The 22,417-nt window shown below is 61.9% G+C and carries 20 protein-coding genes and 1 tRNA gene; 14 read left to right on the top strand and 7 right to left on the bottom strand.

Annotation, left to right across the window (positions count from 1 at the left end; genetic code table 11):
• From HZR20_RS04970 to HZR20_RS04995, 6 genes are all read left to right on the top strand, one after another.
• A complete protein-coding gene (locus HZR20_RS04970) occupies positions 1–1,566 on the top strand; it encodes a DNA-directed RNA polymerase subunit B'' (RefSeq protein ID WP_181685492.1) in 1,566 nt (521 codons plus the stop codon).
• Between the two features lies 1 nt (position 1,567).
• The gene (gene rpoB, locus HZR20_RS04975) at positions 1,568–3,394 is read left to right on the top strand and encodes a DNA-directed RNA polymerase subunit B (protein WP_181685493.1); all 1,827 of its coding nucleotides are present in this window, start codon (positions 1,568–1,570) and stop codon (positions 3,392–3,394) included.
• Between the two features lies 1 nt (position 3,395).
• A complete protein-coding gene (locus tag HZR20_RS04980; protein ID WP_181685494.1) occupies positions 3,396–6,437 on the top strand; it encodes a DNA-directed RNA polymerase subunit A' in 3,042 nt (1,013 codons plus the stop codon).
• The gene (gene rpoA2, locus HZR20_RS04985; protein ID WP_181685495.1) at positions 6,437–7,678 is read left to right on the top strand and encodes a DNA-directed RNA polymerase subunit A''; all 1,242 of its coding nucleotides are present in this window, start codon (positions 6,437–6,439) and stop codon (positions 7,676–7,678) included. The genes HZR20_RS04980 and rpoA2 overlap by 1 nt, the downstream gene beginning before the upstream one ends.
• A 3-nt stretch (positions 7,679–7,681) precedes the next feature.
• Positions 7,682–8,116: a NusA-like transcription termination signal-binding factor gene (locus tag HZR20_RS04990; protein WP_181685496.1), complete on the top strand. Its 435-nt coding sequence runs from the start codon at positions 7,682–7,684 to the stop codon at positions 8,114–8,116.
• Between the two features lie 122 nt (positions 8,117–8,238).
• Complete coding sequence (locus tag HZR20_RS04995) at positions 8,239–9,399, top strand: hypothetical protein (RefSeq protein ID WP_181685497.1); 1,161 nt, start codon at positions 8,239–8,241, stop codon at positions 9,397–9,399.
• Between the two features lie 21 nt (positions 9,400–9,420).
• Here the strand turns inward: HZR20_RS04995 and HZR20_RS05000 are convergent, their stop codons facing one another.
• On the bottom strand, positions 9,421–11,745 hold the full coding sequence (locus tag HZR20_RS05000; protein ID WP_181685498.1) for a methyl-accepting chemotaxis protein: 2,325 nt from the start codon (positions 11,743–11,745) through the stop codon (positions 9,421–9,423).
• Between the two features lie 288 nt (positions 11,746–12,033).
• On the opposite strand from HZR20_RS05000, the gene HZR20_RS05005 reads away from it, so the two are divergent.
• Positions 12,034–12,462 carry a 30S ribosomal protein S12 gene (locus HZR20_RS05005; protein ID WP_154551123.1) on the top strand — a complete coding sequence of 143 codons (429 nt, stop codon included), beginning with the start codon at positions 12,034–12,036 and terminating at the stop codon, positions 12,460–12,462.
• 2 nt (positions 12,463–12,464) lie between these two features.
• Positions 12,465–13,067 (top strand): 30S ribosomal protein S7, encoded by a 603-nt coding sequence (locus HZR20_RS05010; protein WP_181685499.1) that lies wholly within the window; start codon positions 12,465–12,467, stop codon positions 13,065–13,067.
• A gap of 114 nt (positions 13,068–13,181) precedes the next feature.
• Here HZR20_RS05010 and HZR20_RS05015 read toward each other — a convergent pair whose 3' ends face one another.
• Positions 13,182–13,772 (bottom strand): 50S ribosomal protein L15e, encoded by a 591-nt coding sequence (locus HZR20_RS05015; protein ID WP_181685500.1) that lies wholly within the window; start codon positions 13,770–13,772, stop codon positions 13,182–13,184.
• A gap of 190 nt (positions 13,773–13,962) precedes the next feature.
• Here HZR20_RS05015 and HZR20_RS05020 point away from each other — a divergent pair, with 190 nt between their 5' ends.
• The gene (locus HZR20_RS05020; RefSeq protein WP_181685501.1) at positions 13,963–14,586 is read left to right on the top strand and encodes a glycosyltransferase; all 624 of its coding nucleotides are present in this window, start codon (positions 13,963–13,965) and stop codon (positions 14,584–14,586) included.
• A 123-nt stretch (positions 14,587–14,709) separates the two neighbouring features.
• Here the strand turns inward: HZR20_RS05020 and HZR20_RS05025 are convergent, their stop codons facing one another.
• On the bottom strand, positions 14,710–15,609 hold the full coding sequence (locus HZR20_RS05025; protein ID WP_181685502.1) for a serine/threonine-protein kinase RIO2: 900 nt from the start codon (positions 15,607–15,609) through the stop codon (positions 14,710–14,712).
• Positions 15,610–15,771: 162 nt separating this feature from the next.
• Between HZR20_RS05025 and HZR20_RS05030 the strand changes: the two genes are divergently transcribed.
• Together HZR20_RS05030 and HZR20_RS05035 are read left to right on the top strand one after the other, a co-directional pair.
• Entirely contained in the window at positions 15,772–16,605 is an 834-nt protein-coding gene (locus HZR20_RS05030; RefSeq protein WP_181685503.1) for a deoxyribonuclease IV, read from the top strand.
• 60 nt (positions 16,606–16,665) lie between these two features.
• Positions 16,666–17,460 (top strand): class I SAM-dependent methyltransferase, encoded by a 795-nt coding sequence (locus tag HZR20_RS05035; RefSeq protein WP_181685504.1) that lies wholly within the window; start codon positions 16,666–16,668, stop codon positions 17,458–17,460.
• A gap of 21 nt (positions 17,461–17,481) precedes the next feature.
• Here HZR20_RS05035 and HZR20_RS05040 read toward each other — a convergent pair whose 3' ends face one another.
• Positions 17,482–18,135, bottom strand: a complete 654-nt coding sequence (locus HZR20_RS05040) for a DUF7095 family protein (RefSeq protein WP_181685505.1) — start codon at positions 18,133–18,135, stop codon at positions 17,482–17,484.
• Between the two features lie 83 nt (positions 18,136–18,218).
• Between HZR20_RS05040 and HZR20_RS05045 the strand changes: the two genes are divergently transcribed.
• On the top strand, positions 18,219–18,920 hold the full coding sequence (locus HZR20_RS05045) for an alpha/beta hydrolase (protein ID WP_181685506.1): 702 nt from the start codon (positions 18,219–18,221) through the stop codon (positions 18,918–18,920).
• A 33-nt stretch (positions 18,921–18,953) separates the two neighbouring features.
• Complete coding sequence (gene ncsA / locus HZR20_RS05050) at positions 18,954–19,910, top strand: tRNA 2-thiolation protein NcsA (protein ID WP_181685507.1); 957 nt, start codon at positions 18,954–18,956, stop codon at positions 19,908–19,910.
• Positions 19,911–19,954: 44 nt separating this feature from the next.
• On the opposite strand, the gene ftsZ is transcribed toward ncsA, so the two are convergent.
• The 3 genes from ftsZ to HZR20_RS05065 form a co-directional block, all read right to left on the bottom strand.
• Positions 19,955–21,160, bottom strand: coding sequence for a cell division protein FtsZ (ftsZ, locus tag HZR20_RS05055; RefSeq protein WP_181685508.1), 1,206 nt, complete (start codon positions 21,158–21,160; stop codon positions 19,955–19,957).
• A gap of 3 nt (positions 21,161–21,163) precedes the next feature.
• Positions 21,164–21,352, bottom strand: coding sequence for a ribbon-helix-helix domain-containing protein (locus tag HZR20_RS05060; protein ID WP_154551134.1), 189 nt, complete (start codon positions 21,350–21,352; stop codon positions 21,164–21,166).
• A gap of 228 nt (positions 21,353–21,580) precedes the next feature.
• Complete coding sequence (locus tag HZR20_RS05065; RefSeq protein WP_181685509.1) at positions 21,581–22,117, bottom strand: double zinc ribbon domain-containing protein; 537 nt, start codon at positions 22,115–22,117, stop codon at positions 21,581–21,583.
• 155 nt (positions 22,118–22,272) lie between these two features.
• Here HZR20_RS05065 and HZR20_RS05070 point away from each other — a divergent pair.
• Positions 22,273–22,346, top strand: a tRNA-Tyr gene (locus HZR20_RS05070).
• Positions 22,347–22,417 lie beyond the last annotated feature (71 nt).

The following is a 22,417-nucleotide window of genomic DNA, read 5'->3' on the forward strand; positions in this document are numbered from 1 at the left end:
ATGGATACGGAAGATCATCGCGCCATATCAAGGGAATACTTCTCGAGGGACCGACTCGCCGAACACCACTTCCGGTCGTTCAACGCCTTCCTCGACCGGGGCATGCAGGAGGTCGTCGACGAGAAGGCGACCATCGACACCGATATCGGTGACAAAGAGGGCGAAGAGCCTGTCTGGGTCGAACTCGGAGATGTGCGTATCCTCACGCCGCGCGTCCGTGAGGCCGACGGCAGTGAGGAACTGCTCTACCCCCAGGAGGCACGCCTCAGGAACATCACCTACTCCGCGCCCGTCTTCATGGAGATGGCCATCGTCAAGGGCGGCGAAGAGGAGGAAGAGCGGGTCGTCGACCAGACCGAAACCAAGGTCGGCCGGATGCCGATCATGGTCGGCTCTGAGAAGTGTAACATCGCCGGCTTCACCGACGAGGAACTCATCGATATCGGTGAGGACCCCGCTGACCCCGGTGGCTACTTCATCGTCAACGGCTCCGAGCGGGTCCTGATGACCAGCGAGGACCTCGCCCCAAACAAGATCCTCGCCGAGTACGACACCAAATATGGCGACGAAATTCAGGTTGCCAAGACGTTCAGTCAGCGCCGGGGGTACCGTGCGCTGGTGTTGACCGAACGGACGCGAGACGGCTTGCTCGAAGTGTCCTTCCCGAGTGTCTCGGGCTCGATCAACTTCGTCACGCTCGTTCGCGCACTCGGCTTAGAGAGCGACGAGGAGATCGTCCACCGCGTCAGCGACGATCCCGAGGTCGTGAAGTTCATGCTCGAAAACCTGGAGGCTGCAGAGGTCCAGTCCCAGGAAGGGGCCATCGAGACGCTTGGCAAACGTGTCGCCTCGGGCCAGGGTAAGAACTACCAGCTCAAGCGGGCCAACTACGTTATCGATCGGTACCTGCTGCCACACCTCCACGAGGAGGGCGTCGAGGAGGAGGAGGTTCGGATCAACAAGGCCTACTACCTCTGCCGGATGGCCGAGGCGTGTTTCGAACTCGCCCTGGATCGCCGGGAGAGCGACGACAAGGACCACTACGCCAACAAGCGCCTGAAGGTCTCGGGAGACCTGATGCGGGACCTCTTCCGGACGGCGCTGAACAAGCTGGCACGAGACGTCAAATACCAGCTCGAACGCGCAAACATGCGTAACCGCCAGCTTTCAGTGTCGACAGTCGTCCGGTCGGACGTGCTGACCGAACGGCTCGAACACCCGCTGGCGACGGGCAACTGGGTCGGCGGTCGCTCCGGTGTCTCCCAGTTGGTCGACCGAACCGACTACATGGGTGTGCTTTCCCACCTGCGCCGCTTGCGGTCGCCACTCAGCCGGTCCCAACCGCACTTCGAAGCGCGTGACCTGCACGCCACCCAGTGGGGCCGAATCTGTCCCTCCGAGACGCCGGAAGGGCCGAACTGTGGGCTGGTGAAGAACTTCGCGCAGGCGATGGAACTCTCCCAGCACGTCGAGGACGAACGCGATCTCAAACAGTCGCTCGCAGAGATGGGGGTACAGGGCATCCCCGCGATCGAAACCGCCGCACAACAGCCCGCCGACGATTAATATGAGTCAGGGACGCGAAGCCAAAGTCTACGTCAACGGAAGTCTCGTCGGGACCCATCCCGAACCGGAACAGCTCGCAAACCAGGTCCGCGAAGCTCGCCGCCGCGGCGAAGTCAGCGAGATGGTCAACGTCTCGGTGAAAGACCGCACCGACGAGGTCATCATCAACGCCGACGCCGGCCGGGCACGCCGCCCACTGCTGGTCATTCGTGACGGTGAGCCACTCGTCTCCGATGAGGAGGTCGAGGCGGTCAAGGATGGCGACCTTTCCTTTGAGGACCTCGTCGATCGGGGCTACGTCGAGTTCATCGACGCCGAAGAGGAAGAGAATATCCTCGTCGCAGTCGACAAGGACGAACTCACTGAGGACCATACCCATCTCGAAGTCGACCCGCAACTCATCTTCGGGATCGGGGCGGGGATGATTCCCTACCCCGAGCATAACGCCAGCCCGCGGATTACGATGGGTTCGGGGATGATCAAGCAGAGTCTGGGGCTGCCAAGCGCAAACTACCGGGTTCGCCCGGACACGCGCCAGCACTTGCTGCACTACCCGCAGCTGTCGATGGTCAAGACCCAGACGACCGAACAGATCGGCTACGACGACCGGCCCGCGGCCCAGAATTTCACGGTCGCGGTCATGTCCTATGAGGGGTTCAACATCGAGGACGCACTCGTGATGAACCAGGGGTCGGTCGAACGTGCCCTCTCTCGGTCACACTTCTTCCGGACCTACGAAGGTGAGGAACGACGCTATCCGGGCGGTCAGGAGGATCGCTTCGAGATTCCGGACGAGGAAGTCAGGGGCGCCCGCGGCGAGGACGCCTACACCCATCTCGACGAGGACGGACTGGTCAATCCCGAGACGAAGGTCGGCGAGAACGCCGTCCTGCTGGGGAAGACCTCGCCGCCGCGGTTCCTCGAAGAACCGGACGACATGGGCGGGCTCAGCCCGCAGAAGCGCCGCGAGACGTCCGTGACGATGCGATCCGGTGAGAGTGGGGTCGTCGACACGGTCACTCTCATGGAGGGTGAGGACGGCTCGAAACTCTCGAAGGTCAAGGTGCGCGACGAGCGAATCCCCGAACTCGGGGACAAGTTCGCCTCGCGACACGGCCAGAAGGGTGTCGTCGGCCACCTTGCCCCCCAGGAAGACATGCCCTTCACCGAGGAGGGTGTCGTTCCCGACCTCATTCTGAACCCCCACGCACTGCCATCTCGGATGACCGTCGGACACATCCTGGAGATGATCGGCGGGAAGGTCGGGGCCTTGGAAGGCCGGCGCGTCGACGGGACTGCCTTCACCGGCGAGGACGAGGAGGAACTCCGTGGATCCCTGGAGGACCACGGCTTCAAGTCCTCCGGGAAGGAGGTCATGTACTCCGGGATTACGGGCGAGAAGATCGAGGCCGAGATCTTCGTCGGGACCATTTTCTACCAGAAACTCTACCACATGGTCTCGAACAAGATCCACGCCCGCTCCCGTGGGCCCGTGCAGGTGCTCACCCGCCAGCCGACCGAGGGGCGTGCCCGCGAGGGTGGGCTCCGTATCGGGGAGATGGAACGGGACGTCTTCATCGGGCACGGTGCCGCCTTGACGCTCAAGGAGCGCTTGCTCGATGAGTCAGACCAGGAGTGGATCAACGTCTGTGGGCAGTGTGGCATGACCGCCGTCGAGAACGTCGATCAACGCCGCGTCTACTGTCCCAACTGCGATGAGGAGACCGATGTCCACGAGGTCGAGATGAGTTACGCGTTCAAACTCCTCTTAGACGAGATGAAGGCGTTGGGCATCGCGCCGCGGATCGAACTGGAGGACGCAGTCTAACATGTCGACAGGACAATCACCCAAGTCGATCGGCAAGATCAGCTTCGGGCTGATGGACCCAGAGGAGTATCGGGACATGAGTGCCACGAAGGTCATCACGGCCGACACCTACGACGACGACGGGTTCCCCATCGACATGGGGCTGATGGACCCGCGACTCGGTGTGATCGACCCCGGTCTGGAGTGTAAGACGTGCGGGAAACACTCCGGAGCCTGTAACGGCCACTTCGGCCACATCGAACTCGCCGCGCCCGTCATCCACGTCGGCTTCTCGAAACTCATCCGGCGACTCCTGCGAGGCACCTGCCGGGAGTGTTCGCGCCTGACCGCGGTCGACGCCTCGAAGTTCACCGACGGCGATGGCAATGTCGATCTCGCGGCCGCCGAGGCCGCCGCCGAGGAGAAGAAACGCGACTTCCGCCAGGAACTCCGTCGCACGGCGGAACTGGGCAACGACTTAGACGACGTGCTGAAGTCGGCCATCCGGCAGGCTCGCTCGGCCAGCCGGTGTCCCTACTGTGGGGCCGAGCAGTTCGACGTCAAACACGAGAAACCGACGACCTACTACGAGATCATCGAGGTCCCTCACCCGGAGATCGAGGAGCGCCTCAGCATGGCGATGGACCCGCCGGAGGGCGAACCCGTCACGCCCGACGAACTCGCCGAAGCCATCGACGATGCCTTCGAGGCCGGCCGGATCCGGGAACTGCTCTCTGGCACCTATCGGCCCGATCGCAACGATATCGATGCGTTGCAACAGATCGGCAAGGCGCTTTCCCGATTCAATGACCTGGAGGAGCATCTCGGCGAGCAACTGGACATCGAGAGTGCGTCGTCGTACCTGCTCGATGAGGACATGGACAAGTTGATGCCGAGCGACATCCGGGACTGGTTCGAGGAGATTCCCGACGAGGACATCGAAGCCATCGGGATCAACCCCGAACGCTCTCGGCCGGAGTGGATGATCCTCACCGTGTTGCCGGTCCCACCGGTGACCGCGCGACCGTCGATCACGCTCGATAACGGTCAGCGAAGCGAAGATGACCTCACCCACAAGCTGGTCGACATCATTCGGATCAATCAGCGGTTCATGGAGAACCGCGAGGCCGGTGCGCCCCAGCTGATCATCGAGGACCTCTGGGAACTGCTGCAGTACCACGTCACCACGTTCATGGACAACGAGATCAGTGGGACCCCGCCAGCCCGCCACCGTTCGGGCCGCCCGCTGAAGACGCTCTCCCAGCGCCTGAAAGGAAAGGAGGGACGCTTCCGTGGGTCCCTGTCCGGGAAACGCGTCAACTTCTCGGCCCGGACCGTCATCTCGCCGGACCCGACCCTTTCGCTCAACGAGGTCGGGGTGCCCGATCGGGTCGCCAGTGAGATGACCCAGACGATGAACGTCAACGAGCGCAACCTCGAGGACGCGCGCCGGTACGTCGCCAACGGACCGGAGGCCCATCCCGGCGCCAACTACGTTCGCCGGCCCGACGGCCGACGGCTGAAAGTGACCGAGAAGAACTGCGAGGAACTCGCAGAAAAGGTCGAAGCCGGCTGGGAAGTCGCCCGACATCTGGTCGACGGCGACATCATCATCTTCAATCGCCAGCCGAGTCTCCACCGGATGTCGATCATGGCCCACGAGGTCGTCGTGATGCCATACAAGACATTCCGGCTGAACACGACGGTTTGTCCGCCGTACAACGCGGACTTCGACGGCGACGAGATGAACATGCACGCCCTCCAGAACGAGGAGGCCCGTGCGGAGGCCCGCGTCCTCATGCGGGTGCAAGAGCAGATGCTTTCCCCGCGCTTTGGTGAGAACATCGTCGGCGCGATTCAGGACCACGTCACCTCGATGTATCTCCTGACCCATCAGAACCCGACGTTCAACGAGACCCAGGCCCTGGACCTGTTGCGGGCGACGAACGTCGACGCGCTGCCTGATCCTGATGGAGAGGAAAACGGCGAGGCCTACTGGACCGGGCGTTCTATCTTCTCGGAACTGCTCCCGGACGATCTGAACCTCGAATTCACGAGCGAGGCCGGCGACGACGTCGTCATCGAGGACGGCCAACTCGTCGAAGGGACGATCGACGACAGCTCCGTCGGTGCCTTCGGCGGGAACGTCGTCGATTCCATCGCGAAAAGATACGACAAGACGCGCGCCCGGATCTTCATCAACGAGGTCTCGACGCTCGCGGTGCGGACGATCATGCACTTCGGGTTCTCGATCGGGATCGACGACGAGTCGATCCCGCCGAACGCGGCCGAACAGGTCGACGAGGCCATCGACAATGCCTACGAGCGCGTCCAGGAACTGATCGCGACCTACGAAGCCGGCGATCTCGAATCGCTGCCAGGCCGTACGGTCGATGAGACCCTGGAGATGAAGATCATGCAGACGCTGGGCCAGGCCCGTGACAGCGCGGGTGACATCGCCGAAGACCACTTCGCCGAGGACAACCCGGCCGTCGTGATGGCCGACTCCGGGGCGCGTGGGTCGATGCTCAACCTGACCCAGATGGCCGGCTGTGTCGGCCAGCAGGCAGTCCGCGGTGAGCGGATCAACCGCGGGTACGAGGATCGGACGCTCAGTCACTTCAAACCGAACGACCTCTCGGCGGACGCGCATGGCTTCGTCGAGCACTCCTATCGTGAGGGCCTAGACCCCAAGGAGTTCTTCTTCCACGCCATGGGTGGCCGGGAAGGGCTGGTCGACACGGCAGTCCGGACCTCCAAATCCGGGTATCTCCAGCGCCGACTCATCAACGCCCTCTCGGAACTAGAGACCCAGTACGACGGCACGGTCCGGGACACCAGCGACACTGTCGTGCAGTTCGAATTCGGCGAAGACGGCACCTCGCCCGTGGATGTCTCCTCCAGTGAGGACTTCGACATCGACGTCGAATCGATCGCCGACCGGATCATCGATGCTGAATTCGACGACGACGCGGCAAAGGCGGAGTTCCTCGAACGGGAGGCCTTGCCGACGAACCTCTCTGAACACGCTGACGAGCGCTGGCTCGCGGAGGGTGATGACTGATGAACGGGGAATACACCGAATACAATCCGATAGATCGTTTCGAGCATGTCGACACTGACGTCAGCGCGGTCGTCGAAGACACCAACTTGCCGCGCCGACTCAAGACGCGTGTCTACAAGACGATCGAGGACCGCGATGGTGTCTCTATTGAGCACGCTAACGACATCGCCCAGGCTGTCGAGTCGCAGTATATCGACACGCGGGTCGACCCGCTTGACCCCGTCGGGACTGTGAGTGCGCAGTCGATCGGTGAACCCGGCACCCAGATGACGATGAACACGTTCCACTACGCCGGTGTCGCCGAGATCGACGTCACGCAGGGGCTGCCTCGACTCATCGAGCTGGTCGACGCTCGCAAGGAGCCCGACACGCCGATGATGACGGTCCATCTCGACGGCGAGCACGCGACCGAGCGTGAGAAGGCCCACGAAGTCGTCTGGAAGATCGAGGCAACGCGGATCCTCGCCCTCGGTGACGTCTCGACGAACGTCGCCGATATGGCTGTCCAGGTCGACCTCAACCCCGAGACGCTCGAGGAGCGGTGGCCGACGGCCGATAGCGTTGAGGAAGTCGCCGAAGAAATCGCCACCACCATCGAAGGCCAGCTCGGCGTCGACACGATCCGCAAGGAGACGGTCATCCAGTTCGGCCCCGAAGAGCCGTCCTACCGCGATCTGCTCCAGTTGGTCGAAGAATTGCGGGAGATCGTCTTCAAAGGTATCGAAGAGGTCTCCCGGGTCGTCATTCGCAAGGAAGAACTTGAGGACGGCAACGAAGAGTTCGTCCTCTACACCGAGGGATCGGCCTTTGGCGACGCCATTGGTATCGAGGGCGTCGATGCCTCCCGGACGACCTGTAACAACATCCACGAGATCTTCAGTAACCTCGGCGTCGAGGCCGCCCGCAACGCGATCATCAACGAGACGATGAACACGCTCGAAGAGCAGGGCCTAGACGACGTGAACATCCGCCACCTCATGCTGGTCGCGGACATCATGACCAACCGTGGCGTCATCGAGTCGATCGGTCGCCACGGCATTTCCGGCAGCAAGGAGTCCGTCCTGGCCCGGGCCGCCTTCGAGGTTACCGTCTCACACCTGCTCGACGCTGCGATCCACGGCGAGATCGACGACCTCAACGGCGTCACCGAGAACGTCATCGTCGGGAAACCGATCAAGCTCGGGACTGGCGATGTCGACCTCCGGATGGGCAGTCACACCGGCGGCGGCGCAGCCGACTGACGGATGACTATCTCCCTGTCCGACGAGCAACGTCGCGCGATCGCCGTCGCCGAAGACGTCGCTGACGTCACCGTTCGAGATTGCCTGTTCGACGACGACGCCGACCGCGTGGTGTTCGTCGTCAAAGCTGGCGAGATCGGCCGGGCGATCGGTCGGGACGGCGAGACCGTCGATCGCATCGAACAGCGACTCGGCCAGGATGTCACGCTCGTCGAGGACGCCGAGACGGCAGAAGCGTTTCTCGCAAACGCGTTTGCGCCAGCAGCAGTCGAGGGTGTCACGATCGAGGAGGGCGAGGACGGCCGCCTCGCCAGAGTCGATGTCGACGAGCGTGATCTCGGTATCGCGATCGGAACGGACGGTCGGAAGATCGAACTCGTGCGGGAACTCGCCGATCGCCACTTCGACATCGACGATATCGAACTGGCCGAGGCGTAACTGGGCGCATAGGACGAACTGATATCTTACTCCTCGGGTGGTCGAGCGCGATTGACGTCTCCCACAGCCGCGTCGAAACCGATGCACGCTTTGTCCAGGGAATCAATCGGCACGTACGATCGATGACAGAGGAGTTTGCAGACCGATCGATGGCCGAGCACCAGCGTGTCTTCGAGAAAATTTGGTCCCAGAATCCCGAGCGACAGAACTGGAGTTCGTCCTCGTGGTGGTTCTTCCTGCTGTTCCCCGAGGGTGAGGCAGGGTACGGTCCCAGACAGCTTATGTTCTCGGTCGCTGCTTGTGTGGGTGAGCAATGTCGCGTCAACGATCTCCCGGCACCGGGGATGGACGTAGATCGCCCTGTTTCCGACGGCGTCGATCGATTCAACGCCTCTACTGTCGGGTGGGCCGGTGACGACGAACAGGTGCACGATCACGTCGTCACGCAGCCAGCCGAGGCAGTGCTCTCCCAGGATGAGCAGCGTCTCGAAGCCTGGGCAGACCGCGAGGACGGCACCAGACGCGGGAGTGAGGTGGCTGCGCTCTCGGATCGACCGATCGGTTTGGAAGCCACTGTTATCGGTGAGGACGTCGAGGCGGAGTTCGAGGCCTGGGCCGATCTCGATTCGAAGATGACTGCGCCACAGCAGTCAGTCAATATCGACACGTCGCTGGGGGGCATCGAAGTTGTCGCGTTGCGCCAGATGGACTTCGAGGGGACGTTTGCCCTCCCCGACGGCGAAGAGACGCTGTCCGGGTCGTGTTACTTCCAGCGCGTGTGTTTTGACGTGCCGTTGTTCCCCTGGAAGTGGATCTGGGCCATCTTCCCCGACGGGACGTCCTTCTCCGTGATGGTTCCGTTCGTCGGTCCACAGCTGTTGCGACGGGGGTACAAATTCTTTGCCTCGAACAGTCTCGAACGGCTGACGATCCCGCTCAGACAGTCCGGCTTCTGGCACTGGGGCGATGGGAGTGGCCACGTCGAGTTCGATCGCGTCACCGTCGAACCATTGCTTGACACCGGTGAGCATCCGGACTTCGACGTTCGTGTCGAGAACGACGACGGCGATTACGTGCGTTTCGTCGCCCGGACCTACGGCCACGCACGCAACTGGCTCGAACGCGAGCGACTGGGCGGCCGCGCATCTTCTCACTGGAGCTACAACGAGTACATGTTCCGCATGGCCGGACTTGCCGGCCGCGTTGAGGGCACGAATCTCGCCGACGCGAACCTTGGGACTGGCTTTGGGACCCTGGAGTACAGCACCGGCCTGGGACTGTGACTGTGCTAGGTCACCCGGCGCTCAGTCCTGTCCGCCGCCGTCGGCTGCGGTGTCCTGTTTCCCGGACGTTCCCGGGTCGGACTCGGGGTCAGACGCCTCTAGCGTGAACTGTTCGACAGCATCGCGGAGACCACTCGAGCGGTCGGCGAGGGCCTGGATCTGTTCGCTGACTTCCGTGATCGAAGCGGTCTGCTCTTCGGCGGCCGCCGAGACCGATTCGGCCTCTTGGGCGGTCTGTTCACTGATCGAACCCACGTCGTCCATCATCGCGACGACTTGCTCCGTGGAGTCAGCCTGATCGTCGGTGGCGTCGTTGATCGACTGGATGCCCGTGTCGGCATCCTCGACTTGTTCGACGAGCTGCTCGAGGAGCTGGACGGCATCCTCGACGGCGTCGATCCCGTCGGTGACACTCTCGCCCATTTCGTGCATGTCACCGACAACGTGGTCGGTCGTCGCCTGGACTTCCTCGATACGTTGCTCGATGTCCTGGGTCGCCTCGGCCGTCTCCTGGGCCAGCCCCTTGATCTCGTCGGCGACGACGGCAAAGCCCTCGCCGGCCTCGCCGGCCCGGGCGGCTTCGATCGAGGCGTTCAGCGCGAGCATGTTCGTCTGGTCGGCGATATCGTCGATCAGGCCGGCGATCTCGCCGATCTCCGTCATCGCGCTTTCGAGGCGTTCGACCTCATCGATCGTCGTCTCGGCCTGGGACTCGACGGTATCCATTTCTCCGAGGGCGTCTGAACCGAATTCGCTCGCTGTCTCGCCGAGGTCGGCTGCCTGTTGGGATTTCTGCGCGACTCCCTCTGCCGAGGAGGCGACCTCTTCGATAGCGGCGCTGAGATCGGTCAGCTCGTCGGTAGCGTTCTGGACAGTTTCGTCTTGGCGATCTGCCCCCTCGGCGATATCCTGGACCGATTCGCTGACGTCCTCGCTAACCCGGCGTACTTCGCTGGCGCTCGCGGCGACGTCTTCGGCTGACGAATCGACATCCGCCGCGAAGGCACGCACCTCCTGTAGCGTTTGTTCGAGTTCTGTGAGCATCTCGTTGGCCCCAACGGCGATCGCACGCATCGCGTCGTCATCAACATCCTCGTCTAAGCGCTGGGTGAGATCGCCGTCAGCTGCCTCGGCCATGACCGTACTGAATTCGTCGGCCTGTCGCTGCAGGGACTGAGCCATGGCTTCGGCCTCCTGTTTGGAGGCCTGGGCTTGCTCTCTGGCGGATTCGATCTCTTCGATGGATTCTTGGAGGTCGTCTTGCATCGTCTCAAGCGATTCCCCGAGGTCACCCGGGACTCGTTCGTCGAGTGCCGGATCGTCGAAATCCTGGCGGGCCAGGGCGTCAGCCTGTGAGGCAACCGTGCGTAGATAGCCCGTCGTTTCCCGAAATGCGTCTCTGACTTGCCCGATCTCGTCGATCCGCCCTTCGTCTTTGACGGAAATGTCCAAGTCTCCCTTGGCGATCGAAGCTGCCTGTTCGCCCACGGTGGCGATCCGGGGAATGACGTCACGGCCGACGTAGACGGCGAGGACGACCAGGCCCAGCAGTGCCGTGCCGATGAGGCCGATGAGATACGTCTGTATCGTGTTATTGAGTGCGTACGCGTTCGAGGTCGGCACGCTCTTGATGACAACCCAGTCGGTGCCATTGACTGGCGCGTAGGCGATCAATTCATCGCCTTGGTTTAGGATCCCACTCGTATTTGCGCCTTGCTGTAACGCCGTCGCGTTGGCTCCGCCTGGGTACTGGTCGAAGATCTGGCTCTCGTTTGCGGGGATCATCACCGACCCTGACGTCGAGACAACTTCTGTGGTTCCGCCCTTGATGACGTTCCGGAACTGTTCGCTTCGGGCGTCGAGATCGTAGACCATAACCACTCCGTGCGTGAAGCTCCGTGTCGGGCTGGAGAACGCGATCAGCGAACGATTGTCGGCCGTGTAAATCTCTTTGGTGCCTGCGTTGTCACGATCGATCCCTAATAGCCCCTCCCCGCCCGTAGTTGTCCCCCACCGCAAGTTTTGGGATTGAAGTGACGTGTTTTCGAGACCACCAGTGGTGCTATCGAGGATCTGTCTCTTTGGAATATCGATGTAGTGAACCGCGACAAGACTCTCTTCACCGTTCAGCTTTGCGCGTTGCAGGGCGATGTTTACCATTCCTGCATCTGTTTCTTCGGATGCTATCGCCGGGACTTTCGACAGTGAGTTCGTTTTTCCCTGTTTCTGTTCGAGCCACTGTTGGACGTTGTCTGCCGTCCGCTCGGTCGCAGCCCGCAACTGATCGTTCCGGTTTTCGGTAAGCTCTGCCGATACCGTTTGTTGGGTAACGATCCCGAGGCTCAATACAACCAAGCCAACAACTACTACCACGAGGAGAAACTTTCGGAGATACCGTCGTCTGATACTATCCGGTAACAGCTGTTCAAATCGTGCCAACAGTCCCGAGCCATCACTCATATGGGTAATCTGCAACTGAGTTCGGGAAGTATTTGCCTAAACATTACGCCACCAGTATCAATCGAGATAACTACACCCGTGGGGGCACGGTATCGAGTCGACGGCCTGGCCGGCTGATAACTCTGGGTTCGAAAGAAGACGCTTAAGTAGCTTCACGGGGTACTTCCCGTCACTATGGCAAACGGCAAGTACGCCGCACGCAAACTCAAGAAGGACCGCCAGCAACACCGGTGGTCCGACTCCGATTACGCTCGCCGGGAACGCGGGCTCGGCGCCAAGTCCGATCCGCTCGAAGGTGCACCGCAGGGTCGTGGAATCGTCCTCGAAAAAGTCGGTATCGAGGCCAAACAGCCCAACTCTGCAATCCGAAAGTGTGTTCGGGTCCAGCTCATCAAGAACGGTAAACAGGTTACGGCCTTCTGTCCCGGTGACGGTGCCATCTCGTTCATCGACGAACACGACGAAGTCACTATCGCCGGCATTGGCGGGGCGAAGGGTCGTGCGATGGGCGACCTCTCGGGCGTCAACTACAAAGTCGAGAAAGTAAACGGCGTCTCGATGATCGAACTGGTCCGCGGTAACGCCGAGAAACCGGTGCGATAACCATGAGTGCCGAGTCTGACTCCGAAGCCGACGACGCCGAGGGAACGACTGGTGCGAAGCTGTTCGGTCGCTGGGCGACCGACGAGATCGAATATCTGGATCCGTCGACGGAACGATACATTACGATCACGCCGATCGCACACACGATGGGCCGTCACGCCACCAAGCAGTTCCAGAAATCCGAAATCTCGATCGTCGAGCGGTTGATCAACCGTCTCATGCAGACCGACGAGAACACGGGCAAGAAACAGCAGACGACTCGGATGGTCCGGGAAGCCTTCGAGATTGTGCACAATCAGACTGACGAAAATCCGATCCAGATTCTCGTTGGAGCGATCGAGAACAGCGCCCCGCGAGAAGAGACGGTCCGCCTGAAATACGGCGGTATCTCGGTGCCCAAAGCTGTCGACATTTCCCCCCAGCGCCGGGTCGATCAGGCACTGAAGTTCCTCGCCGAAGGCGTTTACAACGATTCGTTCAAGACGCCAACTGACGCCGAAGAGGCCCTCGCCCAGCAGCTTGTGGGTGCCGCTGACAACGACGTCGGTACCTACGCTGTCAACCAGAAAGAAGAGAAAGAACGCGTCGCGGCTGCGGCTCGGTAATTTCGCCTTCGTTTTCCCGATCGCTGCTCCCGTGTTTTTGATTTCGCGTCCTCTCAGCCCTTGCTCGTGAGGCACAGCTATTGGACGAATTAAACCGAAAAGATCGGCGCGTCGTTACTTCGCGCGACCGCTGTCGCCGCTGTTGGACGGCCGCGTGTGTTCGGCACCCTTTCCGCGGACGTTCAGGCCACGGTTACGCTGTCCGGCGCTTGTCAGGCCACGAAGCGCACGATCCGTCTGTGTGTCGTCACAAATCCAGTTGAGGTCGTCGTCGTTCTCGATCGCCGGATGATCGGGGTCGACGAGAATCGATTCGAACCACTTCTGGCTGCCGTCCTCGCCAACCCAGTAGGAGTTGAGGACGCGCAGGTTGCGGTACTTCTTGGTCGCGCGCTCTTCGGCCACGCGCTGGAGGTTCTTTCGGCGAGTGATCCGCGTGACGCCCTGTCGCTTCGAGCGTCGACCCGCTTTGTGTCGCTGCTTGCGTGCGCTGCCCTTTCGGACGCTGACGCGTGCGATGACGATCCCCTGTTTTGCTTTGTAGCCGAGCGAGCGCGCTCGATCGAGTCGCGTCGGTCGCTCGACGCGTTCGATGGCGCCTTGTTCGCGCCACTCTTGCATTCGTTGCCACTGGAGTTCGGCCAGCTTGCCGTCGTCCGGGTCTTTCCAGGCGTCTCGGATGTGTGAATAGAAGCTTCGTGCCATGCTTTCACCGCGGGCGTTGGATGGTTCAGCCGGGTGTCCGGCCACATTCCGACCTGTCGAACAGGTGCCCGCTGGCTGCCCGCAGACCAGCGAGTTACCTATTGTACCCTTGTTGGGCGTTTAAGCGCTTCGAACTCCCGTCGCGGGCGATACCCGCAGGCTCAAGTTCCGGCTTACCCGAAACACGACTATGGACGAATCGGTCACAGTCGTTGTCCCGACCCGAGACGAAGCGGATCGAATCGGCGGGATCGTCGCGACGCTCGTCGCGACCTACGATGTGCTCGTCGTCGACGACGGCTCCGATGACGCCACGGCTGCTGCTGCCGAAGCTGCCGGCGCGAGTGTCGTCTCCCACGACGCTCCACAGGGTCGTGCCGATGCACTCCGGACGGGGTTTGCCCACGTCGACGGGGATCTCGTCGCGATGTTCGAACCGACCGGCGAGTACGATCCCGAGGAGGTCGCTGACGTCGTTGCCCCGCTTGTTGATGGTGAGGCGGACATCGTGTTCGGAACGCGATCGGAACTCGACCGGATTTCGGAGTGGGTGTTGAACAAGCTGGTCACTCGAACAACTGGCGTCCCGGACCCCTCGACCGACGTGTGGGCAATCAGGGCATCGGCGCTCCCTCACGTTACTGTTGGTCCCGTCTGTGACTGTGGCGTCGTCGCACTCGACGCAACGGCTGCGGACCTCCGCATCGAGACGGTAGACATCTCGTTCCGGGAACTAACCGGGCCTCGTGATCTTGCGTGGTATCACCTCCGCCAACTCGGGACTGTCCTTCGTCACCTCCTCGTCGGCCAGTAACGCGACTTCTAAAAACGCTAGTCACTGCGACTGCAGATTGGCATTTGATATAGCAAAATATAGTTTATCGGTACTGCGCGCGAGAACTATCAATCCGGAATGACACTGGATATAATGCCGTTTTCAGGCAGTTACTGACTCGAACGTCCCGTTTTCGATCGCACGTGCGCACGCGGACGGGTCGATATCGTCGGTCTGGCTGGGGTATTTCCGCTCGAAGTACCCGATGATGTTTTCGACGTCACGTTGCAATAACTCCGCGGCGTTCTCGTGGTCGGTTTCGACGGCCTGTGGCCAGTCGAATATCGTCACGCCGTCCTCACCGACGAAGACGTTGTACTCACTCATGTCGGCGTGGACGTAGCCGCCTTCGTAGGCACTGGCAACTTCCTGGAGAATGAGGTCCAGTACAGGACGGACTTGCCCCGGTTCGAGTTTGGTCCGGGAGAGCTCGACGCCGTCCATCCGTTCCATAATGATCGCGTGACGGTTGTGATCGACCGGTCTCGGCACGCTTACCCCAGGGTAGAGGTCCTCCAATGCGGTGTACTCGCGTTCGGCTGCTTTCCGCGCCGTGTACAACCAAGAAACATGCTCGCGATCGGCGGTATACTCCCGTTCACGCATCACTTCCCGGAAATTCGTGTATCCCTCGCGGTGGTACTTCAGGGCTAGTGGCTTGTAGGAGCGGACTTCGTAGACGTCACTTTCTTTGCCGACGCCCAGGCTCGACCCGACTCCCTCGATCGTTTCGCGTTCGGCGAAGGTATGCAACGCCAGCGCGTCGTACCCCTCGAATGTAAGTCGAAATCCTGTGTACTGGATCGTCTTGCGCTCGACCAGGTCACGATCCTCACAGCGGTCTAACCGGTAATCGACGTCCTCTGCGGTCAGCCGGGAAAATTCCGGGAGCTTTTCCCGGGCGACCCACTCCGAGAAGCGCATTCCCTGCTCGATCCCGGAGAGTAGATGGAAATCCTCGGGTTCTAACTCCGCGAGGTGCGGCGCGACGTTCGAGACCATTACCCTCTATAGGAGGTTCGCGGGCAAAAGCCCGACGTGTCGGGGTAGAAAGTGGAGTTATATACCAAATACGGATATATCTAATCCATCTCGGTCGGACTCTTCGTCGAGAGGCTTGTCACCTTCGAAGCGACTTTGAGCGCGCCAGTCGGATTTTCTGGTATGCGAATCGGTGCACACACCTCGATCGCCGGCGGCGTCTCGAACGCCCTCGAGGAACAACTGGAGTACGATGGTAACTGCGGACAGATATTCTCTCACTCCCCGCAGGTTTGGCAGGATCCCTCTGTCGAGGACGAGGAAGCGACGGCGTTTCGTGACCGCTCGGCGGCGGCAGACGTCGGTCCGTGGGTTATCCACTCGTCGTATCTCGTCAACCTCTGTACCCCAAAGGACGACCTCCGAGCGAAATCGATCGACAGTCTCCAGCAGGAAGTCGAGGTCGCCGACGAGCTGGATATCGAGTACGTGAACGTCCACCTCGGGGCCCACACCGGTGCTGGTGTCGATACAGGGCTGGACAACGCCGCGAGCGCCCTCGATGAACTCGATGTGCCCGGCGACGTGACGGTGTTGGTCGAGTCAGACGCCGGCAGCGGCACCAAGCTCGGCGGCGAGTTCGAACACCTGGCCACGGTCATCGAACGAAGCGACGAGGATCTCGGTATTTGCCTGGACACGGCCCACATGTTCGCCGCGGGCTATGATCTCTCGACAGCTGCGGCGGTCGAAGAGACCGTCGAGGAATTCGACGACGTGGTTGGTCTGGATTCCCTCGAATGTATCCACCTCAACGATTCCAAGCACGCCTGCGGGACGAACAAAGATGAACATGCCCACCTCGGCGAGGGGGAGATCGGCGAGGCAGGCATCGAAGCGGTCGTCTCTCATCCCGACCTCCGGGACCTGCCGTTCGTTCTCGAGACACCCACGGAGGACGGGCGCGGCTTCGCCTGGAACGTCAAGCGAGCCCGGGAATTGCGCCAGGACGCCTAACCATTCGGCTGGACAGTCGCTGATCGACTCGCTTTTCACCGGAGACAGCCAGGGTGACGTATGCGCCGGTTCGACGCCGAGTATCTCGAACACACGCGCCGCGGGATGTGGGCGGAGTCCCGCGAGGCACTCTCCGCGCTCGACCTTCCGGCCCGCGATCGCGTCCTCGATGTCGGCTGTGGAACCGGCGAACTGACGCGTGTCCTTCGGGACGAGGCCGACGGCGACGTCGTTGGATGTGACGCCGACCCCGAATTGCTCACTCACGTGGCACCACCGACCGTCGCCGGCGACGCCTATCGACTCCCGTTCCCGGACGATACCTTCGATCTCGTGGTCTGTCAAGCGCTCCTGATCAATCTCACTGAACCGGAGCGTTCCCTTGCGGAGTTCGTCCGCGTTTCGCGCGACAGCGTCGCGGTGATCGAACCGGACAACGCCGCCGTCACCGTCGAATCGACCGTCCCGACCGAAGCGTCTCTCGCCCGGAAAGCGCGAGGGCACTACCGCTCGGGCGTCGAGACGGATATTGCACTGGGGTCGGACCTGGGATCGTTGCTGGCGGCGTCCGGACTGGCATCGATCGATGTCGCTCGATACGATCACGCTCGGACGATCGAACCCCCATATTCACAGCAGCACCTCGAAGGTGCCAGACGAAAAGCCAGCGGACAAGGACTCGACGACGATCGGGCGACGATGTTGGCCGGCGATCTCTCCGTCGAGGCGTACGACGCGCTCCGTGAGCGCTGGCGGGAGATGGGGCGGGCTGTTATCGACCAAATGCGCGACGGCGTCTACGAGCGGACAGAAACGGTCCCGTTCTACGTCGCAACCGGCCACGTCCCGGAGTGATTTCTCGACAGAGCCCACCCTTCAGTGGACGTCACCACGAACGGTGACGCCACGCTCGCGTTCGCGTCGCTCTTGTAGCGTCTGTGCGGCCGCCGTGGCCTGCTGTTCCTCAGCACCCAACTGCTGGAGGGCCTCGGCGAGTGTGGGGAAGACGTACTCGCCCGCCCGGAGTTTTTCGAGTGCCTCTGACGACTGGGTGCCCTCAAGCCAGAGACAGACGCCTCGGGGATCGAGTACCTGTTCGTACGTCTCTCTGGCTAGTGCACCCTCGAGACGCCGGGTGACGTTGTCCTCGAAGGAGGCATTACAGACCTCCAGATGGATTGGCTCGCCGTCTTCGGTCAGGTGGGCAGCCAGACACTGTTCGGGCGCGACGTGGCCGCTGGCGTTGGCTGTGACCGCTTCTTGATGATCGCGGGCCCACTCTGTCCGAACCGTCTCGCCGATGCCCTCGACGCCCAACTCGGCGTTCAACGCCGTCGCTTCCTCGTCGGCTTGCCCGAATAGCAGGTCCTTGGTGAGGTAGACATCCAGTCTATCGACCGGATCGAGGCCGAGCGCCAGGTCGCCATACACCCACACCTCCCTGACTGGGACCGGCAACGTCTCGTTTTCGACCGTCTCGAGGAGGCCTTCGAGGCGGGAAACGGCCGTATCGCGGTCGAACTCAGTCATCGGTCGCGTTCGGGTCGGGAGGGTCAAACGGTTTCCGGTCGTTGTGGGTGTTGTTTTTTCCGCCGCGGGTGACAACTCCCGCCATGGAGTTCGACCGCTTCGGGGACGACAGCGATCCGGATCTGTTGTTCGTACTGGGTTGGGGGAATCGGCCGACACACGAGCCCGTTCGCTGGTTGCTCGACCGACTCGTCGAGAACTGGCAAGTCCACACGGCGACGCTGCCAGTCCACGTCACAGATGTCCAACGCGAGTGGGTCGCTCCAGTCGCTGCGTATGCCGCCGATCTCACGGACCCTGCTGTCCTGGCCCACAGTGCCGGTGGACTCAGTGTCGCCCACGCCGATGTCGATGCGCGCACGACCACGTATCTCAGTCCGTGGTGGGGGTTCTCGCCGACGACCAGCGGTCGCATGCTGGACATCGTCGCCCGGATCCCGCTCGACAGAAAACTCCTGCCGAGTGGCATCGACGGTGCGTCGCTGCTTGGCGAATACGCCACCGAGCGGCAGGTCGCTGATGGTGCCGATCGCGTCTCACCGCCCTTTCTCCGGACGGTCCAGCAGGCTCACCGGACGCTCCCCACTATCGGGGACGACGCCGTCGTCTTCTGTTCGCTGACCGACCAGGTCGTCTCGACGCAAGCGATCGGCGAACGCGTCCCAGCCGAGCGGATCTGTCTCTACGACGGGGGGCACGAACTGTTCTCGTCACGGTCGCGTGATCGACATCTCGACACATTGCGTGCAGTGCTGTCCGAGGGGGCGGCCGGGCTGGAAGCGTAATCCTCTCGGGCGCGGATCTCTGAGGGCCAGTGAATGGATTGTGATCGGTGTGGCGAGGCGGCGGTGATGCACGCGGCTTACTCCGGAGCCCACCTCTGTGAGAAGCACTTCCGACACTCCCTAGAGAAGCGCGTTCGCCGTCGCATTCGCGAAGACGGCATCGTCCCCGAAACCGCCACTCCTGAAGACCCCGTTACGTGGTTGATCGGCCTCTCCGGTGGCAAGGATAGCGTCGTCCTCACGCAGATCCTCGCCGAGACCTTCGCTGAGGATCCCCGTATCGAACTCCTTGCCCTTTCGATTCACGAGGGGATCGAGGGGTATCGTGACGAGAGTCTCGACGCGGCTGAATCGCTCACCGACGACCTGGGAGTTCGTCACGAGACGATCGCCTACGCAGAGGAATTCGGCGTTCGGATGGACGAAGTCGTCGAGGACGATCCCGAGGACATGGCAGCCTGTGCGTACTGTGGTGTCTTCCGGCGCGACCTCCTCTCGACGTATGCCGAGGAGTTCACTGCAGATCTCTTGCTAACCGGCCATAATCTCGACGACGAAGCAGAGACGGCACTGATGAACTTCCTTGAAGGCGATGTCGCCCAGATGGCAAAACACTTCGACGCGAGCCTGGGGCCGCTCGACGAGCGGACGCTAACCGATCGGCACGTCCCGCGCGCCAAGCCCCTTCGGGACGTCCCTGAAAAGGAGGTCGCGCTGTACGCGCGCCTCCGGGACCTCCCCGCACACATCACGGAGTGTCCCCACGCCTCGGAATCGTTCCGTGGCGAGATACAGTCACTCTTGTACAAACTCGAAGAAGCGCATCCGGGGACTCGCCACTCGATCATGGCCGGATACGAACAGCTTGCACGGCAGGCGGCCCGGAACGTCGACCGAGACCGAGGCTACGCGTCGTGTGACACTTGTGGGCGACCGACGACGGGTGATCGGTGCCGGCGATGCCAGTTGTTAGATGCGCTGGGTGCCTGAAAACGGAGGTACCTCGAACGGGACGAGTCCGATCGAGTGGTCGATCAGTCGGTTCGGATGACGTCCAGGCCGTGGTTCTGCTCGACGGCATCGCGACCGCCGTCGGTTTCACCGAAGCTTCGGTCGGCGCCACTGCCAGCATCGGTGCCGACGTTGCTGGCGGCGTCGAAGGAAGTATCCTCGACGTCGACGTCCTCGATAGCTTGCCGGGACTTGTTGGCCTGCTTCTGGGTCGTCGGGCCCAGGACCTGGGCCGACTGGACACCGGTCATGATTGCCATGACGCGGACCTTGCCCTTGTACTCCTCCTCGATGCGGGCACCCCAGATGACGTTGGCGTTGGCCTCCAGGCGGTCGGTGATATTACTCGCGATCCCCTCGGCCTCGTCTAAGGTCAGGTCGGGGCCGCCCGTGATGTGGACCAGGCCACCCGACGCGCCGCGGTAGTCGACGTCCAACAGTGGGTGGTTCATCGCGTCGGAGACGACCTCTTCGGTCTTGTTCTTGTCCTGGGTCTCGCCGACCAACATGACGGCAACACCGCCCTGGTTCATGATTGCGGACATGTCCGCGTAGTCTAGGTTGATCAGGCTCGGCTGGGTAATCGTCTCGGAGATGCCCTTGACCGTCTCGGCGATGATCTGGTCCATCACCGAGAAGGCCTTGCCGATCGGCAGGTTCGGGACGTAATCGAGCAAGCGGTTGTTGTCCAGAACGATGATCGAGTCGGCCTCGCCACGGAGCTCTTCGAGTCCTTCCTCGGCTTTGACCGTCCGGGCGCGCTCGACGTTGAACGGCGTCGACACCATGCCGACGACGATCGCGCCTTGCTCTTTGGCGATCTTCGAGACCACGGGGGCCGCACCAGTCCCGGTCCCGCCGCCCATGCCGGCCGTGACGAACACGAGATCGGCGTCGCCCAGCACTTCCTTGATCGTGCCCTGCGCCATCTCGGTGGCGCGCTCGCCCATCGATGGGTCGCCGCCCGCACCGAGGCCGTTGGTCAGGGACTTGCCGACGAGGATCTTCGTGTCGGCCTGGATCATCTTGAGGTGCTGTTTGTCGGTGTTCAGCGCGATCGTCTCGGCGCCGTCGACGCCGATGTTGTACAGCCGGTTGACGGTGTTGTTACCGGCACCCCCACAGCCGACGATCACGATGCGCGGGTCGCCGAACTCGTCACCGTCGGCGTCGACCTCCCGGCTTTCCTGTTCCTCGTGTTCGAGGGCCGAATTGACAATGTCCTGCATGGTCTACACCTTCGCCCACGTGCGCCGCTTGCGCTTTTCGGATGGGCGCTCCTTGCCGGTCTCTTGCTCGGCTAGCATATCTCGAACGGCCGCCCGGATCGCCTCGCTCCGGTTGGGGTATTCCCCCGTTTCGACCATTCGCTCGACCTCCTCGATCTGCTGCTTCGGAATCCGTAGTGTCACACGCTCCATGTTTATTGTTCCCCTTTGGGTAAGACGGACGCAGCGAGTCGCCCGCTCGTCTTACACACAAGAACCGCCAGACAGCGGCCGGTTGCGCCCGGTACGCCACTGTGTAAGACAAGCCCGTCTTACGCATTACCGTACCACAGAGTGTGGGACTATAAAGGTTTCCCTGAGTGTAAGACGCCCGATCGCAAACGCCAGAATTCAGGGCGTAGCGGTGCGTTTACGCCTTGTTCACTGATCAAGCACGTCAGCAGCTGGCGTCCGACGACCGCAGCTCGGACAGAACCCCCAGTCCGACCGAAGTTCGTCGCCGCACTCACAGAAGATGCGACGCGATGCTTTCTCCCCGCAGTTCGGACAGTAGACGTGATCTCCCGAGACTGTCTCGCCACACTGTGAGCAGGTCCGTTCGCCGCCGTTGGTTTCCGGGTCGATACCAGCCGCTTCCTCAGCCGTCCGTTCGGCCGTCGGTTGTGGAGTCGATGTCGATACGGCTTCTTCCAGGGCGATGTTCACGTTGACGTCCTGGGGCTCGGGCTGTGGTCGGAAACGCCCGTCCAGCCGGTCATCAAGGACGGCGTCGACACGGTCCGCGATGAGCTCGTCGAGACTCTCTTCGGCGGTGGCCGATTCCGTCTGAGTGGGCTCGGCTGTCTCGCCGTCGAGGTAGGCTCGCAACGCCTCGCGCATGACCTCGCTCTTGGAGGCGTCGAAGGTCTCCAACCGATCGACGAGGTCGTCATCAGCGCGGAACGTGATCTTGCTCATACGGCCTGTCATACGCGTTGACAGCCAGCCTACTTCAATCTTCGTGACTGTCTGACGCACGTCAGCGGTTGTGCTGGCGACCGGCCGACGCCGCCCGATTTCTCGGTTGGAATGATAACCGTTAAGTCTCCCACCGGGCCTACGTTGGGGTGCAACCGCCCTTAGCTCAGACTGGTAGAGCAGTCGACTGTAGATCGACTTGCCCCCCGTTCAAATCGGGGAGGGCGGACTCGTTCTGACGCCGACTGCGACCGAAGGGAGCCAGCGGCGTCTGTCGTGTAACCCACGACCCGATTTCGT

Source organism: Halorhabdus salina (genome assembly GCF_013839425.1).
In the GTDB taxonomy this organism is placed as follows: Archaea; Halobacteriota; Halobacteria; order Halobacteriales; family Haloarculaceae; genus Halorhabdus; species Halorhabdus salina.

Bases quoted from the DNA above. Each gene is read 5' to 3' on its own strand.
- HZR20_RS05040 (WP_181685505.1), bottom strand. From the start codon at position 18,135: ATGACTGAGTTCGACCGCGATACGGCCGTTTCCCGCCTCGAAGGCCTC.
- HZR20_RS05045 (WP_181685506.1), top strand. From the start codon at position 18,219: ATGGAGTTCGACCGCTTCGGGGACGACAGCGATCCGGATCTGTTGTTC.
- HZR20_RS05035 (WP_181685504.1), top strand. From the start codon at position 16,666: ATGCGCCGGTTCGACGCCGAGTATCTCGAACACACGCGCCGCGGGATG.
- ftsZ (WP_181685508.1), bottom strand. From the start codon at position 21,160: ATGCAGGACATTGTCAATTCGGCCCTCGAACACGAGGAACAGGAAAGC.
- HZR20_RS05020 (WP_181685501.1), top strand. From the start codon at position 13,963: ATGGACGAATCGGTCACAGTCGTTGTCCCGACCCGAGACGAAGCGGAT.
- HZR20_RS04995 (WP_181685497.1), top strand. From the start codon at position 8,239: ATGACAGAGGAGTTTGCAGACCGATCGATGGCCGAGCACCAGCGTGTC.
- HZR20_RS05060 (WP_154551134.1), bottom strand. From the start codon at position 21,352: ATGGAGCGTGTGACACTACGGATTCCGAAGCAGCAGATCGAGGAGGTC.
- HZR20_RS05030 (WP_181685503.1), top strand. From the start codon at position 15,772: ATGCGAATCGGTGCACACACCTCGATCGCCGGCGGCGTCTCGAACGCC.
- HZR20_RS05005 (WP_154551123.1), top strand. From the start codon at position 12,034: ATGGCAAACGGCAAGTACGCCGCACGCAAACTCAAGAAGGACCGCCAG.
- HZR20_RS04980 (WP_181685494.1), top strand. From the start codon at position 3,396: ATGTCGACAGGACAATCACCCAAGTCGATCGGCAAGATCAGCTTCGGG.
- HZR20_RS05065 (WP_181685509.1), bottom strand. From the start codon at position 22,117: ATGAGCAAGATCACGTTCCGCGCTGATGACGACCTCGTCGATCGGTTG.
- rpoA2 (WP_181685495.1), top strand. From the start codon at position 6,437: ATGAACGGGGAATACACCGAATACAATCCGATAGATCGTTTCGAGCAT.
- HZR20_RS04990 (WP_181685496.1), top strand. From the start codon at position 7,682: ATGACTATCTCCCTGTCCGACGAGCAACGTCGCGCGATCGCCGTCGCC.
- rpoB (WP_181685493.1), top strand. From the start codon at position 1,568: ATGAGTCAGGGACGCGAAGCCAAAGTCTACGTCAACGGAAGTCTCGTC.
- HZR20_RS04970 (WP_181685492.1), top strand. From the start codon at position 1: ATGGATACGGAAGATCATCGCGCCATATCAAGGGAATACTTCTCGAGG.
- HZR20_RS05015 (WP_181685500.1), bottom strand. From the start codon at position 13,772: ATGGCACGAAGCTTCTATTCACACATCCGAGACGCCTGGAAAGACCCG.
- HZR20_RS05010 (WP_181685499.1), top strand. From the start codon at position 12,465: ATGAGTGCCGAGTCTGACTCCGAAGCCGACGACGCCGAGGGAACGACT.
- ncsA (WP_181685507.1), top strand. From the start codon at position 18,954: ATGGATTGTGATCGGTGTGGCGAGGCGGCGGTGATGCACGCGGCTTAC.
- HZR20_RS05025 (WP_181685502.1), bottom strand. From the start codon at position 15,609: ATGGTCTCGAACGTCGCGCCGCACCTCGCGGAGTTAGAACCCGAGGAT.